16 protein-coding genes are annotated in these 17,322 nt (G+C 61.4%); 7 read left to right on the forward strand and 9 right to left on the reverse strand.

Annotation, left to right across the window (positions count from 1 at the left end; all coding sequences use genetic code 11):
• Positions 1–45 precede the first annotated feature (45 nt).
• On the forward strand, positions 46–975 hold the full coding sequence (locus J2Y90_RS26215) for an AraC family transcriptional regulator (protein WP_253504905.1): 930 nt from the start codon (positions 46–48) through the stop codon (positions 973–975).
• A 124-nt stretch (positions 976–1,099) separates the two neighbouring features.
• Here the strand turns inward: J2Y90_RS26215 and J2Y90_RS26220 are convergent, their stop codons facing one another.
• Positions 1,100–2,551, reverse strand: a complete 1,452-nt coding sequence (locus tag J2Y90_RS26220; RefSeq protein ID WP_253504908.1) for an aldehyde dehydrogenase family protein — start codon at positions 2,549–2,551, stop codon at positions 1,100–1,102.
• Positions 2,548–4,185, reverse strand: a complete 1,638-nt coding sequence (locus J2Y90_RS26225; protein ID WP_253504911.1) for a 5-guanidino-2-oxopentanoate decarboxylase — start codon at positions 4,183–4,185, stop codon at positions 2,548–2,550. The genes J2Y90_RS26220 and J2Y90_RS26225 overlap by 4 nt, the downstream gene beginning before the upstream one ends.
• Before the next feature lie 220 nt (positions 4,186–4,405).
• On the opposite strand from J2Y90_RS26225, the gene J2Y90_RS26230 reads away from it, so the two are divergent.
• Complete coding sequence (locus tag J2Y90_RS26230; RefSeq protein WP_253504914.1) at positions 4,406–5,287, forward strand: LysR substrate-binding domain-containing protein; 882 nt, start codon at positions 4,406–4,408, stop codon at positions 5,285–5,287.
• Between the two features lie 207 nt (positions 5,288–5,494).
• Here the strand turns inward: J2Y90_RS26230 and J2Y90_RS26235 are convergent, their stop codons facing one another.
• Together J2Y90_RS26235 and J2Y90_RS26240 are read right to left on the reverse strand one after the other, a co-directional pair.
• Positions 5,495–6,109, reverse strand: a complete 615-nt coding sequence (locus tag J2Y90_RS26235) for an NAD(P)-dependent oxidoreductase (RefSeq protein ID WP_253504918.1) — start codon at positions 6,107–6,109, stop codon at positions 5,495–5,497.
• 45 nt (positions 6,110–6,154) lie between these two features.
• Positions 6,155–7,033, reverse strand: a complete 879-nt coding sequence (locus J2Y90_RS26240; protein ID WP_253504921.1) for an MBL fold metallo-hydrolase — start codon at positions 7,031–7,033, stop codon at positions 6,155–6,157.
• Positions 7,034–7,147: 114 nt separating this feature from the next.
• On the opposite strand from J2Y90_RS26240, the gene J2Y90_RS26245 reads away from it, so the two are divergent.
• Together J2Y90_RS26245 and J2Y90_RS26250 are read left to right on the forward strand one after the other, a co-directional pair.
• A complete protein-coding gene (locus J2Y90_RS26245) occupies positions 7,148–8,053 on the forward strand; it encodes a LysR family transcriptional regulator (RefSeq protein ID WP_253504924.1) in 906 nt (301 codons plus the stop codon).
• A 217-nt stretch (positions 8,054–8,270) separates the two neighbouring features.
• Positions 8,271–8,447 (forward strand): hypothetical protein, encoded by a 177-nt coding sequence (locus J2Y90_RS26250; protein WP_016773438.1) that lies wholly within the window; start codon positions 8,271–8,273, stop codon positions 8,445–8,447.
• Positions 8,448–8,580: 133 nt separating this feature from the next.
• Here J2Y90_RS26250 and J2Y90_RS26255 read toward each other — a convergent pair whose 3' ends face one another.
• A complete protein-coding gene (locus tag J2Y90_RS26255) occupies positions 8,581–9,471 on the reverse strand; it encodes a helix-turn-helix domain-containing protein (protein WP_253504927.1) in 891 nt (296 codons plus the stop codon).
• Positions 9,472–9,646: 175 nt separating this feature from the next.
• Between J2Y90_RS26255 and pobA the strand changes: the two genes are divergently transcribed.
• The gene (gene pobA / locus J2Y90_RS26260; RefSeq protein WP_253504930.1) at positions 9,647–10,840 is read left to right on the forward strand and encodes a 4-hydroxybenzoate 3-monooxygenase; all 1,194 of its coding nucleotides are present in this window, start codon (positions 9,647–9,649) and stop codon (positions 10,838–10,840) included.
• A gap of 78 nt (positions 10,841–10,918) precedes the next feature.
• Entirely contained in the window at positions 10,919–12,436 is a 1,518-nt protein-coding gene (locus tag J2Y90_RS26265) for an MDR family MFS transporter (RefSeq protein WP_253504933.1), read from the forward strand.
• An 85-nt stretch (positions 12,437–12,521) separates the two neighbouring features.
• Here the strand turns inward: J2Y90_RS26265 and J2Y90_RS26270 are convergent, their stop codons facing one another.
• The 4 genes from J2Y90_RS26270 to J2Y90_RS26285 form a co-directional block, all read right to left on the reverse strand.
• Positions 12,522–13,370, reverse strand: a complete 849-nt coding sequence (locus J2Y90_RS26270) for a cache domain-containing protein (protein ID WP_253504936.1) — start codon at positions 13,368–13,370, stop codon at positions 12,522–12,524.
• Between the two features lie 129 nt (positions 13,371–13,499).
• The gene (locus tag J2Y90_RS26275) at positions 13,500–14,357 is read right to left on the reverse strand and encodes an ATPase (protein ID WP_253504939.1); all 858 of its coding nucleotides are present in this window, start codon (positions 14,355–14,357) and stop codon (positions 13,500–13,502) included.
• A 116-nt stretch (positions 14,358–14,473) separates the two neighbouring features.
• Positions 14,474–15,466 carry an NAD-dependent epimerase/dehydratase family protein gene (locus J2Y90_RS26280; protein WP_253504941.1) on the reverse strand — a complete coding sequence of 331 codons (993 nt, stop codon included), beginning with the start codon at positions 15,464–15,466 and terminating at the stop codon, positions 14,474–14,476.
• Positions 15,467–15,568: 102 nt separating this feature from the next.
• Entirely contained in the window at positions 15,569–16,456 is an 888-nt protein-coding gene (locus J2Y90_RS26285) for a LysR family transcriptional regulator ArgP (RefSeq protein ID WP_253504943.1), read from the reverse strand.
• A 96-nt stretch (positions 16,457–16,552) separates the two neighbouring features.
• Between J2Y90_RS26285 and J2Y90_RS26290 the strand changes: the two genes are divergently transcribed.
• Positions 16,553–17,155, forward strand: coding sequence for a LysE/ArgO family amino acid transporter (locus J2Y90_RS26290; RefSeq protein ID WP_016773432.1), 603 nt, complete (start codon positions 16,553–16,555; stop codon positions 17,153–17,155).
• Positions 17,156–17,322 lie beyond the last annotated feature (167 nt).

Genomic DNA, 17,322 nt, shown 5'->3' on the forward strand with positions numbered 1-17,322 from the left:
CATATGCTCTGTTGCATTCCCCCTCACTTGCCGAGGATGCCGTGCATGACGTCATTCGATCGTTTTCAAGCCGAACCCAGCGCCGACATGGAAAAGCAGCGCGCGGAGCTGGCGGCGATCATCCGCCGCAACACCAGCGACGATGGCAGCTACCAGACCGCTATCGGCTCACTGGTGATGTCACGCCACACCCAATCCCATGATTTTGCCCCGGTGCTTGCGCAGCCGGCGCTGTGCATCATGGCGCAGGGGCGTAAAGAGGTGCGCCTGGCCGACGAGTTCTTCAACTACGACCCGCTGAATTACCTGGTGGTGTCGGTTTCGATGCCGCTCAGCGGGCGCGTGGTCAATGTCTCGCCGGAAGAACCGATCCTCGCCGTGCGCCTCGACATTGATCCGACCGAAATCACCGCGCTGATCGCCGACGCCGGCCCGATGGGCGTGCCGACGCGGCCGACCGGCCGTGGTCTGTACGTGGAAAAAATCGACAGCGCCATGCTCGACGCGGTGCTGCGTCTGGCGCGACTGCTCGACGCGCCGAAAGACATCGCCATGCTCGCGCCGCTGATTCGCCGGGAGATCCTGTATCGCCTGCTGCGCAGCCCGCAGGGCCATCGCTTGTATGAGATTGCGATTGCCAACAGCCAGAGCCACCGCATCAGCCAGGCGATCAAATGGCTCAACAGCAACTTCGAACAGCCGCTGCGCATCGATGATCTGGCGAGGGAAGTGAACCTCAGCGTGTCGACGCTGCATCATCGTTTCAAGGCGATGACCGCGATGAGTCCGTTGCAGTATCAGAAACAGCTGCGCCTGCAAGAGGCGCGGCGCCTGATGTTGACCGAAGGGCTGGAAGCGTCGGCGGCGGGGTATCGCGTGGGCTATGAGAGCCCGTCGCAATTCAGCCGCGAGTACAGCCGCTTGTTTGGCGCGCCGCCGTTGCGGGATCTGGCGCGGTTGCGGCTTTCTGTCTGATCCGGAATCTGAAGTGGGACTTATGGCGCTTTCGCGAGCAGGCTCGCTCCCACAGGGAAATGCATTCCAATGTGGGAGCGAGCCAGCTCGCGAAGGGGTCAGTCCAAGCGCTACATACCTATGATCAGACGGCGCGGATCACATGCTTGATCTCCTGAAACGCCGCCAACCCCCAAGGCCCCAACTCGCGTCCAACGCTGCTCTGCTTGTAACCGCCCCACGCCGCCTGCGGGAAGATCACTTGCGGTGCATTGATCCACACCAGCCCCGCCTGCAACCCATTGGCCACGCGATCCGCCGCGGCGGCATCGCGCGTCACTACACTCGCCACCAGCCCGAACTGCGTATCGTTGGCCAAGGCAATCGCTTCGGCTTCGCTGGCGAAACTGCGCACACAGACCACCGGCCCGAAAATCTCCTCGCGCCATAACGCGCTATCCAGCGGTACATCAGAGAACACCGTCGGTTGCAGAAAATAGCCGCGCGGCAAATCCGCCGGGCGATTGCCGCCACAGAGCAAACGCGCTCCCGCACTCAGGCCACGATCAATATGCCCGAGCACCCGCTGGTATTGCGCCTGATTGACCAGCGCGCCCATTTCCACGGCCGGGTCGAATGGATCGGCGACTCGAATCGCCTCTGCACGTTTTTGCAGGCGCTGAAGAAATTCATCCATCAACTCCTCGGCGACCAGCACCCGACTGGTGGCCGAACACATCTGCCCGGCGTTGAAGAACGCTCCGCCACAGGCCAGTTCCACCGCCAGCTGCAGATCGGCATCCGCCAGCACCAGCAACGACGATTTGCCACCGAGCTCCAGGCTGACTCCCTTCACGGTTTCGGCAGCGCGTTGCATCACCTGCACGCCAACCGCGTTGCTGCCGGTGAAGGAGATCTTGGCGATACGTGGATCCGCCGACAATGGCGCACCCACCGCCAGACCCGTGCCGCAGACCAGACTGAACACGCCGTTGGGTAACCCGGATGCAGCGATGATCGCCGCCAGTTCCAGCTCCGGCAGCGGCGTCACCTCCGAGGGTTTCAATACCACGCAGCAACCGGCGGCCAGCGCTGGTGCGAGTTTCCATGCGGTGGTGACCATGGGGAAATTCCACGGCACGATCAGCCCGACCACGCCGCACGGCTCACGACGCAGGCGCGCGCTGAAATCCGCGCTGGGCAGCGGCACATGGCTGTCCTGTTTCGCGTCGAGACCTTCGGCAAGCTCGGCGTAATACTCGAACGTGGCGATCACGTCATCGACATCGATCGCCGCTTCGAACTGCGGTTTGCCGTTGTTGCTCGATTGCAGGTTCATCAAATGCTCGCGACCCTTGCGCACGCCATTGGCAATGTTGCGCAGGATCGCAGCGCGCTCGGTGCCGGTGGTCTGCGACCAGTGTTTGAACGCCTCGGTCGCCGCGCTGATCGCTTGATCGACGGCCTGCTCGTCGCCGCCATTGACCGTGGTCAGCAACGCCTCCGTAGCGGGGTTGATCACCCGCAGATGTTCGCGCCCGGCCGACCATTGGCCGTTGATGTAAAGGCCATCGAGTGTGGTTGGAAAACTGTTCATAGGGCCACCGCCTGCATCCACTGGTTCTGGTCGATTTCAATCAGCGTCGGGCCTTGCCGGTCCGTCGCCTTGCGCAGCGCTGCACGCAGTTCGTCGACGCTGCTGATGGCTTGCGCGGCGCAACCGAGGCCCTTGGCTACGGCGACGAAGTCCGGCGCGTAGATGTCCACGCCGACCGGTTCGATGGCGCGGTTGACCATGTACTTTTTGATCTCCTCGTAACCCTGGTTATTCCACAGCAACACGATCACCGGCACCCGCGCTTCAACGGCGCTGGCCAGTTCCGGCAGGGTGAATTGCAAGCCGCCGTCGCCGATCAGGCACACCACCGGCGGGCGCGCGCCGCTATCGAGTTGTCCACCGAGCCACGCCCCTATCGCCGCCGGCAACGCATAGCCGAGGGTGCCGTAACCGGTGGAGGCGTTGAACCAGCGCCGTGGGCGTTTGGGGTTGAAAGTGAGGTTGCCGGTGTACACCGGTTGCGTGGAGTCCCCGACAAACACCGCCTCGGGCAATTCTTGCAATACGGTTTCGAGCAAACGCGTCTGCGCCAGGGTCGGCGCATCCCAGCTCGCGGCCAGCTCATCACGCAAGCGCGCAGCCCGAGCCTGACCCCAATCGTCGCGGCGCTCGGCCAGCGGCTTCTTCGTCAGCGTGCTGAGCAAGGCTTGCGCGGCGTGGCGCGAATCAGCGACCAGTGCGACGTGCGGTGGGTAGTTGCGCACGGTCTGATCGGCATCGATGTCGATGCGCAGCAGCTTGCCGGGAATTTCGAAGCCGCCAGCGAAGGTCACGTCGTAATCGGTCTCGGCCAGCTCGGTGCCGATCGCCAGCACCACGTCGGCTTCGGCAACCAGTGCGCGAGTGGCGACCAGGCTTTGTGTCGAACCGATCAACAGCGGATGGTCCGACGGCAGCATGCCTTTGGCATTGATGGTCAGCGCCACCGGAGCATCGAGCCATTCGGCGATGCGCGTCAGCTCCGGCGCCGCGTCGATAGCACCGCCGCCGGCGAGAATCAGCGGCCGTTGCGCGCTGGCGAGCAGTTCGCTCATGCGGTTCACGGCAGCCGGTGCGGCGCCGGCGCGATCGATATTCACCGGCACGCTGGTGAGCAATTCATCGGCCTCTTCCACCAGCACGTCCAACGGAATTTCGATATGCACCGGTCGTGGTCGCCCGGCCTGGAACAAGGCAAACGCACGGGCCAGCACCATCGGCAATTCGGCGGCAGACATCAGCGTATGCGAGAACGCTGCGACGCCGCCGACCAGTGCGCTCTGGTTCGGCAGCTCATGCAACTTGCCGCGGCCACCGCCCAACTGACGGCGCGATTGCACGCTGGAGATCACCAGCATCGGAATCGAATCGGCGTAAGCCTGGCCCATGGCGGTGGTGATATTGGTCATGCCCGGGCCGGTGATGATAAAGCACACACCGGGTTTGCCGCTGGTGCGCGCGTAGCCGTCAGCCATGAAGCCGGCGCCCTGCTCATGGCGAGGCGTGACGTGGTTGATGCTTGAGCGGGCGAGGCCTCGGTACAGCTCAACGGTATGCACACCGGGAATGCCGAACACCTGCTCGACCCCGTAATTTTCCAACAGCCTGACCAGTACTTCGCCGCACGTTGCCATGTTGATTGCCCTTTCATTCACTGAAACACCCCCCTGTGGGAGCGAGCCTGCTCGCGAATAGGCGGCCCAGCCAATATCCATGTCGAACCTTGAACCGCCTTCGCGAGCAGGCTCGCTCCCACAGGGTCCGTGGAGTGCCCATTGGAACGGCGCACAGCTAGCAGCAACAATCGATTAAAAGTCATACTAGCCATGTCCTCACGTCATACCTCGGATCGCCATGAAACGCCTGCCACCCCTGCCCGCTCTGCATACGTTCTGGATCACTGCGCAATGCTGCAACTTCACCCGCGCCGCCGAGCAGTTGCACATCACTCAGGGCGCGGTGAGCCGGCAGATCGCCGGGCTGGAAGAACAGCTCGGTTATCCGCTGTTCATTCGCTTGGCTCGGGGGCTGGCGCTGACGGCCGAAGGACGTGAATGGCTGCCGCAAGTGGAGAAAGTCTTCGGGTTGATCAGCGATGCAACCGAGCAGATCGGGCTCAGACATCAGACTTTGCAACTCAAGGCGCCGAGCTGCGTGATGCGCTGGCTGCTGCCGCGTCTGCTGCAATGGCAGAAGGAACGCCCGGACGTGCCGGTGAAACTGACGGCCTCGCTGCAACACGGTGTGGATTTTCAGCGTGAGCAATTTGACGCCGCCGTGATCTACGGCCCGCCCCCGGACAATTCGCCAGGCGCACTGCATCTGTTCGACGAGCAACTGACACCGGTCTGCTCGCCGCAATTGCTCAAAGGCGCGCCTGCGCTGAATTCACCGCAGGATTTGCAGGAGCATTTGTTGTTGCACCCGACCCATGACATTCAGGACTGGTCGGTGTGGCTCGACGCGGCGGGTTTGCGACTAAGCAATCTTGGCCGCGGACAGCATTTCGAAACGCTGGATCAGGCGATGTCGATGGCCTCCCATGGCACGGGCGTGGCGATCGGGGACTGGTCGCTGATTGGTGATGATCTGAACGCCGGGCGGCTGGTGATGCCGTTTGCGTTGAAGGTGAAGACGGGGTTGGCGTATTACGTGGTGGTGCCTGCTGCAGCCGAGCCGTTGCCGCAGTTGGAGGAGTTGATGCTTTGGCTGGTTGAGCAGGCCCATTTGCGCTGAAGCCTCTCCCCTCACCCTAGCCCTCTCCCCAGGGAGAGGGAACCGACCGGGTTGTTTGATCTACCTGCACCGACCTGCAATAGGGAGTCGAGCTCAGGTCTGGAAAAGCATGGAGATCGGCTCCCTTTCCCCCTCGCCCCTTGGGGGAGAGGGTTGGGGTGAGGGGGAAAAATCTGAAGTCAGACCTATCCCTCGGCACCGACGCGGTCAATACCCGACGGTATAGCGCTGGCGCGAATGCTTCGGCGTTTCCACTTCGTCAATCAGCGCAATCGCGTAATCGGCAAAGGTGATCCAGCTGCGCCCTTCGGCACTGACCAACAGATGATCCTTGCCGACACGGAATGCGCCACTGCGCTCACCCTCGACAAACTCCGCCGATGGCGACACAAAGGTCCAGTCCAGTTCCTGCTCCTGACGCAGTGCTTCAAGAAACGCTGCACCCGCACTCGCCTCGGCTTTGTACTCGACCGGGAAACCGGCGCTGTCGATCACTCGCGTATCGTCCGGCAGCAACAGCGAACCGGCGCCGCCCACCACCAGCAAGCGCTTCACGCCCGCCTGCTTCACCGGCCCGACAATCGCCGAGGCCGGCACAGTGGCGAAATGCGCTGCGCTGATCACCACGTCGTGACCTGCCACCGCCGCTTGCAGGGCCGCCGAATCCAGCACGTCGAGATTCTTGCTGACGACACCGGCGCGATTACCGATCTTCGAGGTATCGCGGGCGATGGCGGTGACGCTATGCCCGCGACGCAGGGCTTCTTCCAGCAATTGGCTACCGGCACGTCCGGTGGCGCCGATGATTGCAATCTTTCTCATGACATTCTCCAGTTGGCTTGAAAATGCTGCGTGTTCAGGTTCGGCTTACCAGTGCATCTCGCCCTTGGCGACTTTCGCGCTGAGTTCCAGCGAGCTTTCCTCGCCAAGTTGCGGGTAGCGTTTTTTCATCGCCGCGATCAACGCAGCAGAATCCTTGGCCTTGGCGGTTTCGGCATCGAAGGCCTTGATGTAATCGACGGTGAATTTCACGCTGGCCAGCGAGCGGCTGCTGTCACCCAGATAATGGCCGGGCACCACGGTTTGCGGTTTCAGGCTTTCGATGGTCTGCAGGGTGCGCAGCCAGTCGGCGTGGGATTGCGCGGTCTGGGTGTCGGCCATCCACACATGAATGTTCTCGGCGACCACCACGCCACCGACCACTGCCTTCAACGACGGAATCCATACGAAGCTGCGATCCGGCTGCTTGCCATTGAGGCCGATCACCTGCAATTGCTTGCCTTCGAGGGTCAGGCTGTCGCCCTTGAGCACGTCCGGAACGATGGTTTTCGCCGGCACGTCGGCGCCCATTTTCGGCCCCCAGTAAGCCAGTTTGCCGTCGACGGTGTGCTTGATGTGATCCACGGTCGGCTGCGAGGCCAGCACTTTCGCCTGTGGAAATGCTTTGGTCAGGGTGTCGAGACCGAAGTAGTAATCCGGATCGCCGTGGCTGATGTAGATGGTGGTCAATTGCTTGCCGCTGGCGCGGATCTTTTCCACCACCTGCTCGGCCTGGGATTTGCCGAACTGCGCGTCGACCAGAATCGCCTCTTTCTCGCCACTGACCAGCACCGAGCTGACCGGGAAAATCGCCTGGGTGCCCGGGTTGTAGACATCGAGGCTCAGCTCGGCAGCGGATGCATGGGCGGCAAAGCCGAAAAGTGCTGCGGCGAGCAGAACGCGTTTGAATTGAGTGAAGCCGATCATCTGTTGCTCCGAGTTTCGAATGCCATGCTTGGCGATGCAACAGAGCTTAGTTGCCAGACTCAGTACAAAAAATGCGATGCTTGAACATAGTTTGTTTCTGAAAGCGGGCAAATCATGGATCGGCTTCAAGCAATGCGGGTATTTGTCACGGTGGTGGATCTGGGCAGCCAGTCGGCGGCGGCCGATCACCTGGAGCTGTCGCGGCCAGTGGTGTCGCGTTATCTGGCGGAGCTGGAAGACTGGGTCGGCGCGCGACTGATGCACCGCACCACGCGCAAACTGAGCCTGACCGCTGCCGGCAGTGAAATCCTCCCGCGCTGTCGGCAGATGATCGAGCTGTCGCACGACATGCAAGCCGCGGTCAGCGAACCCGCTGACGCGCCGCGCGGACTGCTGCGGGTCAGCGTCAGCACCTCGTTTGGCCAGGCGCAACTGGCCGATGCGATGGCGGCGTACGTCAAGCTTTACCCCGGCGTGAGCATCGACCTGCAGATGCTCGACCGCACGGTGAATCTGGTCGATGAGCGCATTGATCTGGCGATTCGCACCAGCAAAGATCTTGATCCGAATCTGATCGCCCGACGCCTGACCGTTTGTCGTTCGGTGGTTTGCGCAGCGCCGGCTTATCTGCATGAGCATCCGGCGCCGTTACGGGTCGAGGAATTGAGCCGACACAATTGCCTGACGCACTCGTACTTCGGCAAGAGTCTGTGGCACTTCGAGGAGGATGGCGAACCGGTGTCGGTGCCCGTGCAGGGCAATATCAGCGCCAACGAGGCCAGCACCCTCCTTCGCGCCACCCTGGCCGGCGCGGGTGTGGCGATGCTGCCGACCTACCAGGCCGGGGTGCATATTCACAACGGCGAACTGCTGCGTTTGCTGCCACATGCCGAGCCCCGGCAGATGAATATCTACGCGGTGTACGCTTCACGCAAACACATGCCCGCGGCACTGCGCAGCATGCTCGATTTTCTTGTTCAGCGTTTTCCCGAGAATCCCGCGTGGGATGCCGGCCTGTAAAGCAATCCCTTGTGGGAGTGAGCCTGCTCGCGATAGCGGTATTTCTGTCGGCACAGCGGTGACTGACACACCGCTATCGCGAGCAGGCTCACTCCTACAGGGGCTCATCAGTGTGCTGAATGGCCGGGTAAATCCTCGAACGCACTCGCTGGCAAGTGCGCGCCGCTGACCTATGCTGAAAGTAATACCGCAAGGTAGACGTTCAGAGGTCTACGCCATGAACATCAAAACAAAAAGGTACGCCGCGATTTTCATCACCTGCGCCGCGACGCTGGCGTTGTACGGCACCGCTGCCTGGCGGGTCGAGCAGTTACGCCAGCTGCCGCGCGAGTATGCGAGTTGCAACTATGAGCGGTGCATTCCGCACAATGCCACGCTGAATGCATTGCGCTGACTGACCTGGGCTGGAATGCAATCCCTGTGGGAGCGAGCCTGCTCGCGAATGCGCTGTGTCAGCCAGCATCGTTGCTGAATGAGAGGCCGTATTCGCGAGCAGGCTCGCTCCCACAGGGGGTCTTGCGGTGTTCTCAAGATTGTTGCTCGGCCTTCAAGCGGTCGCGAAACGCCTTTGGCGAAATGCCCACCCGACGGCGGAATAACCGCGTGAAGTTGGTCGGGTCGGAAAACCCCAACAACTCCGACATTTCGTAGATGGTCATGCTGGTGTAGGTCAGCAGGCGCTTGGCTTCCAGCAACTGGCGCTCGTGCATGATCTGCAACGCCGGTTGCCCGGCCAGTTCACGGCAGGTGCCGTTGAGGTGCGACACGGAAATGCCCAGGCGATGGGCGAGGTCTTCGACCTTGACGTGCTGGCGGTAAGTTTCTTCCACTAACTGAATGAAACCGTTGAGGTACTCGCGCTGACGTTGTGGGCGCTGACTGGCCTTGTGCCGGACGATCGCCTGACGGCTGACCCAGACCATGATCACGCTGACCAGCGAATGCATAAGCATTTCCCGCGCTGGTTGATGGCCGTTGTACTCGGCCTGCAACGCTGAAAACAGGCTGTTCAGATAATCGCCATCCTTGCCGGCCGGGTAGTTTTCTGCCCGTGCAAGTGCGTGTACCGAATCGCCCAGTTGCGCCTGCAAATGGTTGATCAGCGGCGTCGCCAAGGTGACGATGAAGCCTTCGACGTCCTCGGAAAAACGAAAGCCGTGCACCGACAACGGCGGCAGCACTTGTATCGCCGGCGTCTCGAGTTGCGTGCGCTGGCCTTCGATTTCAAGCTCTGCCTGACCTTTGAAAACGAACAGCAACTGGCACAGATCCGCATGGCGGTGAGGTTTGATTTCCCATTGATGTTCGCGACTGCGCGAGGAAATGGTTTCACAGTGCAGCAAGTCCGGGGTCGGCCAGTCCAGGTTTTCACCGTAGAGCTTGAACACCGGAATCGAAGGCAGGGCAGGCTTGTTCATACTTCAATCCAGGCCTCGGGTTTATGGGCGATAATCGCACCGATTGGCAGAATGTACAGGTATCGGCTCAGTTTTCACCTTCAATTGACAGACCCGCAAGGGAAAAATGCAAGCACTCGATCCATAAAATCATTCACCGGCGATTGCTGCGTGAAGCTTGCGAGTCATAAAAACAATGAAAACCCTGAAAACCCAAGTCGCCATTATTGGCGCCGGTCCTTCCGGACTGCTCCTTGGCCAGTTGCTGCACAACGCTGGCATCGACACCCTGATCCTCGAACGCCAGACCCCTGATTATATTCTCGGGCGCATCCGTGCCGGCGTACTTGAACAAGGCATGGTAGAGCTGCTGCGTCAGGCCGGCGTCGGTCAGCGAATGGATGCCGAAGGCCTGGTCCATGGCGGTTTCGATCTGGCGCTGGACGGTCGCCAGGTGCACATCGACCTGCACGCGCTGACTGGCGGCAAAACCGTCATGGTCTACGGCCAGACCGAGGTCACCCGCGACCTGATGGCCGCTCGTCGGGAGGCCGGGGCGCCGAGTATTTATCAGGCGAGCAATGTCGTTCCCCACGGCATGAAGAGCGACGAAGCTTTTGTCACCTTCGAAAAGGACGGTGAATCGTGGCGCGTCGACTGCGATTACATCGCCGGGTGCGATGGCTTCCACGGCGTCGCGCGGCAATCGATTCCTGCCGATTGCCTGAAGATCTTCGAGCGGGTCTATCCGTTCGGCTGGCTGGGCATTCTCGCCGACACGCCGCCGGTTCACGACGAACTGGTCTACGCCCGCCACGAGCGTGGTTTCGCGTTGTGCAGCATGCGTTCGGCCACGCGCACACGCTATTACCTGCAAGTGCCAGCGGATGAAAATGTCGATGACTGGAGCGATCAGCGTTTCTGGGATGAGCTGAAAAAACGCCTGCCGGCCGCCCTCGCGGAAAAACTGGTGACCGGCCCTTCGATCGAAAAAAGCATCGCGCCGCTGCGCAGTTTCGTCGTCGAGCCGATGCAGTACGGGCGGATGTTCCTGGTCGGCGACGCCGCGCACATCGTCCCGCCCACCGGCGCCAAGGGCTTGAACCTGGCCGCCAGTGATGTCAGCACGTTGTTCGATATTCTGCTGAAGGTGTATCGCGAAGGTCGCACTGATCTGCTGGAAAAATACTCGGAGATCTGCCTGCGCCGGGTGTGGAAAGCCGAGCGGTTTTCCTGGTGGATGACGTCGATGCTGCATCGCTTCGACGAGCACGATGAGTTCAGCCAGCGCATCAGCGCTTCGGAACTGGACTATTTTGTCAGCTCGGAAGCGGGGCAAAAAACCATTGCAGAAAATTACGTCGGGCTCCCGTACGAGGCTATCGAATAGCCTGCTACCGACTTACACTGGTGAGCATCCCCGCTCGCCTGACGATCTGCGGGACTTCACTGCCCGCAGGTTTTGCCCGTGACCAATCTCAATCACCCTGAAACGCCCAAACCGGCCATTCGCAGCGTACTGGTCGCCCTGATGATGGCGATCTTCCTCGGTGCGCTGGACCAGACCATTGTCGCCGTGTCGATGCCGGCAATCTCCGCGCAGTTCAAGGATGTCAGCCTGCTGGCCTGGGTGATTTCCGGTTACATGGTGGCGATGACCGTGGCGGTGCCGATCTACGGCAAGCTCGGCGACCTGTACGGGCGGCGCAAACTGATGCTGTTCGGCATGGGCCTGTTCACCCTCGCCTCGTTGTTCTGCGGCATGGCGCAAAGCATGGAGCAGCTGGTGCTGGCGCGCATTCTTCAGGGCATCGGCGCTGGCGGCATGATCTCGGTGAGTCAGGCGATCATCGGCGATATCGTCCCGCCGCGTGAACGCGGGCGCTATCAGGGTTACTTCAGCAGCATGTACGCCGTGGCCAGCGTCGCCGGACCGGTGCTCGGCGGCTACATGACCGAATACCTGTCGTGGCGCTGGGTGTTTCTGATCAACCTGCCGCTGGGCCTCGGCGCGTGGTGGGTGGCGCGGCGAAACCTGCGCGGCTTGCCGATTCCGCAGCGCAAACCGGTGATCGACTACCTCGGCACGGTGCTGATGATCATCGGTCTGACTGCGTTGCTGCTCGGCATCACCGAAGTCGGCCAGGGCCATTCATGGCGCAGCAGCGAAGTGCTCGGCCTGCTCGCCTGCGCCGTGATCGTACTGGCGCTGTTCGTCTGGCATGAGCGCCGGGCACGCGAGCCGTTGCTGCCAATGCACCTGTTCGCCAACCGCAATGCCCTGCTGTGCTGGTGCACGATTTTCTTCACCAGTTTCCAGGCCATCTCGCTGATCGTGCTGATGCCGCTGCGCTTTCAAAGCGTCACCGGCGCCGGCGCCGACAGCGCGGCGTTGCACTTGCTGCCGCTGGCGATGGGCTTGCCGATCGGCGCCTATTTCGCCGGCCGCCGCACCTCGGTTACCGGACGCTACAAACCGCAGATTCTCACCGGGGCGATCCTGATGCCGATCTCGATTCTCGGCATGGCCTTCAGTCCGCCACAAGCGACGCTGGTAAGCGGTCTGTTCATGTTGCTCAGCGGTATTGCCGGCGGCATGCAATTCCCGACCTCGCTGGTCGGTACGCAAAACTCAGTGGAACAACGCGACATCGGCGTCGCTACCAGCACCACCAACCTGTTTCGTTCACTGGGCGGTGCGGTAGGCGTGGCGTTGATGTCGGCGCTGTTGCTGGCATTGCTGCACGACTCCAGTTTCGCCCACCTGGCGAACAGTTCGCTGATCAGCGAAGGGCATTCTGGCAATGTCCTGCTCGATGGTTTGAACGCCGCGCCGGGGGATGCACAGAATGCCTTGCGCGCGGAACTGCTGGTGACCTTCCGCCATCTGCTCTGGGTCAGCACGGCGGTGTCGCTGCTGGGGCTGGCAGCGGCGATTGCCATGCCGAACAACCTGTTGCGCGGGCGCGAACACGGCGTCCGCTGACAGCAAAAGATCGCAGCCTTCGGCAGCTCCTACAGAAGAACGCATTCCCATGTAGGAGCTGCCGAAGGCTGCGATCTTTTGATCTTCAAGGGCTGTAGTAACCCACCGCGACGAGGAAATGCCCGACCTTTTTCAGGTAGGCATGCTTGTCCTCGATCTTGCCGGTCACCGGGTTTTTCCAGCGGTATTCATATTCGCCTTCATCCTGCTTGCCGATCAGCGCCAGAATCGGCTCGCCCACCGGTTTGCCTTCCGGGTCCTTGACCTTGCCAAAGTCGGTGTTGATCAAACGCAGGTTGGTGCCGTGGGCAACGTAGCGCTGGTTGTTCAGATCGACCACGAACACATACAGGTCATCCTGCAGGTAACCGCCCTTGAGCGAGTTGATCGCGGTCAGCGTGCCCTTCTCGTCCTTGGCCAGATCCGTTGCGGCTTTGTCGAGCAATGCCTTGGCCTGCTCGGCCGAGGCCCGTGGCAAGTAGTAACCGACCGCGAGAATGCGCTGGCCGACGCGCTGATAGAACACATGCTTGCGCTCGACCTTGCCGTCGGCCCAGTTCTGCCAGCGGTATTCGGCCTGCTGGATGCCGTTGCCTTCCGGCACCTTCAGCGCGTCCTTGAACGCCTTCTGCAGATCCGGCCCGAGCACTTCGCTGACATCGCGGCCGATCAGCGCCGATGAAGGCCCGCCACTGGCAAGCATGACGCCCTTGGTGTCGAGGACGAACACGTAGCGATCCTTGTCGACGAACTCACCCTGGCGGCTGAATGCGGCGAACGCCTTGTCGCCGTTGTCGTGGTAGTAAGCCAAGGCTTTCTCCAGCAAGGCGATGGCGGCCTGACTGTCATCCCTGGCGGCGGTGGCGGCGCTGGCCTGGCCGAAACCGGCCAACAACAGCAGGCCGAGCCAGGCCACTTTATGCAAAAACCCCATAGCGCATCCCTCGTTCTTTTTGGTGTTTCAAGAGCGTAGACGGCTTGCGGTCATGTCGAGATATTCAGAGCGTTTCTGAACATTGCGCCGTGAGGCTGACAAGCAATGCTCGCCAGCCTCGATCAGCGCTTACGGACGGGAATTGATCTGCTGCTGCAGGTTCTGGATCTGCGCCTGCAAGGTATTCAGGTTGCGGGTCATCTGCGCGCGGAACGCATCGAACTCGGCAGTATTGCCGCCACCCTGTGGCGCGGCCGGGCGGTTGTCCTGCTGACTTTTCAGGACGACGATGTCCTGCTCCAGACGATCGATCGCCGCGCTCGGGTTGCCCTGTTTCTTCAGCGCGGCGATATCGGCGCCGAGGCTTTTGAACTGGGCGTCGAAGGCCTTCAGCTGCGCATCGACCTTGCTGGTATCGGCCGGGGTGCTTTTGATGGTCGCCAGTTCGGCGCTCAGGGCTTTGACCTGCGCCTGCAACTGCGTGTTGGCGTTCTGCTGTTCAGTGGTCTGCGCGGTCATCTGCGCCAGCCGCTTGTCCAGCTCGCTGGCCTGACCGGCCACGCCTTGCTGTTGCTTGCTCTGGTCGAGCAGCTTGCCTTCGAGTTGTTTGATCTGGAGCTTCAGCGCTTCGCTGTCGCTGCTGACGTTGCTCTGGCTGGCGACGACTTTGCCGGAAATATCCTGCAGGCGCCCTGCCGCTTCTTCGCTGATTCGCGCGAAGCTTTCCTGGGTGGCGACCAGTTGCTGCTCCATCAGCGAAATCTGCTGGAAGCTCCACCAGGCCAGACCGATGAAGGCGAAAAACAACGCGCCGACCAGCGCCCACAGCGGCCCGGTGCTGGCGGTCTTGACCTTGACCACGGGCGCGCTGCGCGAATGCACGGAAGTGCGGGGGCCGGGCGCGATGTCATCGTCGTCGAACGGGTCAGCGCGCAGGCTTGGCACGTTATCGAAATCGTCGTCGTGGGCATCGTTTCGCATGGACATTGAGGCAACCTTTGGCAAACGCGGTGATGGCTAAATGCTGCGAAGTATAACCGCCGCAGCCGCAGGCATTGACCCTCAACCCGCAAGGCGGTTCATTGCCGCCCGGCCGAATCGTTTCAACGGATGTCCTGGGCTTTCCACCACGCACAGAACTCATCGAGGGCAGCCCACAGGCTGACTTTCGGATCGTAGTCGAGATAATGCCGGGCGCGGCTGATGTCCAGGGTGAAATTTTTCTTCATGACTTGCATGCCCAGACGCGACAGGGTCGGTTCCGGACGTCCGGGCCAGAGCATGCACGCGCCTTCGTTGAGCGCGGCGACACTGTAGGCCAGTCCATAGGAGCGGTATTTGCGCACCTGATCGACTTCCATCCGCCGCATCACGTAGTTGACCACGTCCCACAGCGGCACCGGCGTACCGTTGCTGATGTTGTAGGCCTTGCCCAACGCTGAGCCCGCGGCCAACAGACTGCTGAGCATGGCTTCGTTGAGGTTCTGCACGCTGGTGAAATCGACTTTGTTCAAGCCGTCGCCGATGATCGCCAGACGGCCCTTGCGCTGCATCTTCAGCAAGCGCGGGAAGATGCTCATGTCACCGGCGCCGGTCACGAAACGCGGGCGCAGGGCGATGGTTTCCAGACCGAATTCCTGCGCGCCGAAGACCTTTTGCTCGGCCAGATATTTGGTCGCGGCGTATGGATGCTTGAAGCGTTTGGGCACTTGCTCTTCGGTCAGAGCGAGATGGTCGCGGCCATCGAAATAGATCGACGGCGACGACAGATGCACCAGTCGCCGCACCCGCTGCTTGAGGCAAGCCTCGACGACGTTTTCGGTGACTTCGACATTGCCCTGATGAAAGTCCTGATATCGCCCCCACACGCCAACGGCACCGGCGCAATGCACCACCGCTTCGACGTCGCGGCACAGGTCGTGCACCAGATCGGCGTCGGTGAGATCGCCCGGCACAAACTCGGCACCGCGGCGCACCAGATGCTCGACGCTCTCGGCCCGGCGACCGTTGACCCGCACTTCAAGGCCCTGCTCCAGGGCGAAACGCGCAAAGCGCCCGCCAATAAAGCCGCTGGCGCCGGTAACCAAAATCTTCATCAAAAAAAACTCCAGGAGAACAGTTGCAAGCTTCAGGCTATAAGCTGCAAGTTGAAACGGTGCGCGTACTTGCCGCTTGCAGCTTGACGCTTACAGCTGCTTTCAAGCCACTAGCCACTGCCTGGACGAGCGCAGTAATTGTTCGGTCAGCAGGTTCAGCAACTGGCCGCCATTGCGCCAATGATGCCAGTACAGCGGCACGTCGATCGGTTTATCTGGCAACAGTTCGCGCAATATTCCGCGTTGCAGTTGCTCGCGCACTTGCAGTTCCGGCACCAGGCCCCAGCCAAGGCCGGCCTCGGTCAGGCGTATGAAGCCTTCGGACGACGGGCATAAATGGTGCTCGAACGCGCCGTCGACGCCCAACAGCGCCAGGTAGCGATGCTGGAGAAAATCGTCCGGGCCGAATACCAGCGCCGGGGTGCGTGGCAACTGTTCGGCGCGCACGCCATCGGGAAAATGTCGAGCGATGAACGCCGGACTGGCCAGGGCGCGATAGCGCATGGCGCCGAGCAACACGCTGCGTGCGCCGGCCACCGGGCGCTCGCTGGCACACAGGCAGGCGGCCACTTCACCGGCACGCATGCGCTTGAGGCCGACGGTCTGGTCCTCGACGATCAGGTCGAGCAACAAATGCTGCTCGGCGCAGAAATCGCCAACGGCCTCTGCCCACCAAGTGGCGAGGCTATCGGCGTTGAGGGCAATGCGCAGGCGATCTGGCAGGCCTTCTTCGTCCAACGCCGGCACTACGGATTGCAAGTCGCGCTCGAGCAAACGCACCTGTTGCACATGGTTGAGCAAGCGTCGGCCGATTTCGGTCGGCGCTGGCGGTGTTTCGCGCACAAGCACCGGCTGACCGACCCGCGCCTCAAGCAACTTGATGCGCTGGGAGATGGCCGACTGCGACAGGCCGAGAACCTGTGCGGCGCGATCGAATCCGGCCTGCTCGACCACGGCAACCAGCGCGGAAAGCAATTTATAGTCGAACATCAGTTTTCCTAATGGGCGATCAGTACTATTGGTTTTTCTTATACAGCGTCACACCGGAGAATAGCCAGCAAGCACCCTCTTTCAAGGATATTTTCCATGTGGCAAAGCTATGTAAACGGCCTGTTGGTGGCGTTCGGCCTGATCATGGCGATCGGCACGCAGAACGCTTTTGTCTTGGCGCAGAGTCTGCGCCGTGAACATCATTTGCCGGTGGCGGCATTGTGCGTGGTGTGTGACGCGATTCTGGTGGCGGCCGGAGTATTCGGCCTGGCGACGATTCTGGCGCAGAACCCGACCCTGCTGGCGATTGCCCGTTGGGGCGGCGCGACCTTTCTGATCTGGTACGGCAGCCAGGCATTGCGCCGGGCCTGCTCGAAACAGAGCCTTGAGCAAGGCGAAAACCAGACCGTGCGCTCGTTGCGCGCAGTCATGCTTAGCGCGTTGGCGGTGACCTTGCTTAATCCCCACGTCTATCTGGATACGGTATTGCTGATCGGCTCGCTGGGCGCGCAGCAGTCGGTGCCCGGCGCTTATGTGGTCGGCGCGGCGAGTGCCTCGCTGCTGTGGTTTTTCACCCTCGCCTTGGGCGCGGCGTGGCTGGCACCGTGGCTGGCCCGCCCGAGCACCTGGCGCATTCTCGATCTGGTCGTTGCGTTGATGATGTTCGCCGTGGCCGCGCAACTGATTATCGCCGGATGATTTATTCCAGAAGGCTCTGGAACCTCTATCCCACACAGTTGTTGCGTGGTTAAGGCGCGACCCCGGTGCTATGATCCGAACCCTGCGCCGCAAAGAGTAAAAACTCGCCGGTGCATTTCCGGCCGCCCGTGATCGGCCTTGCGCTCACCGCAACAGACCTGATTAGG

Source organism: Pseudomonas koreensis, assembly GCF_024169245.1.
In the GTDB taxonomy this organism is placed as follows: Bacteria; Pseudomonadota; Gammaproteobacteria; order Pseudomonadales; family Pseudomonadaceae; genus Aquipseudomonas; species Aquipseudomonas koreensis_F.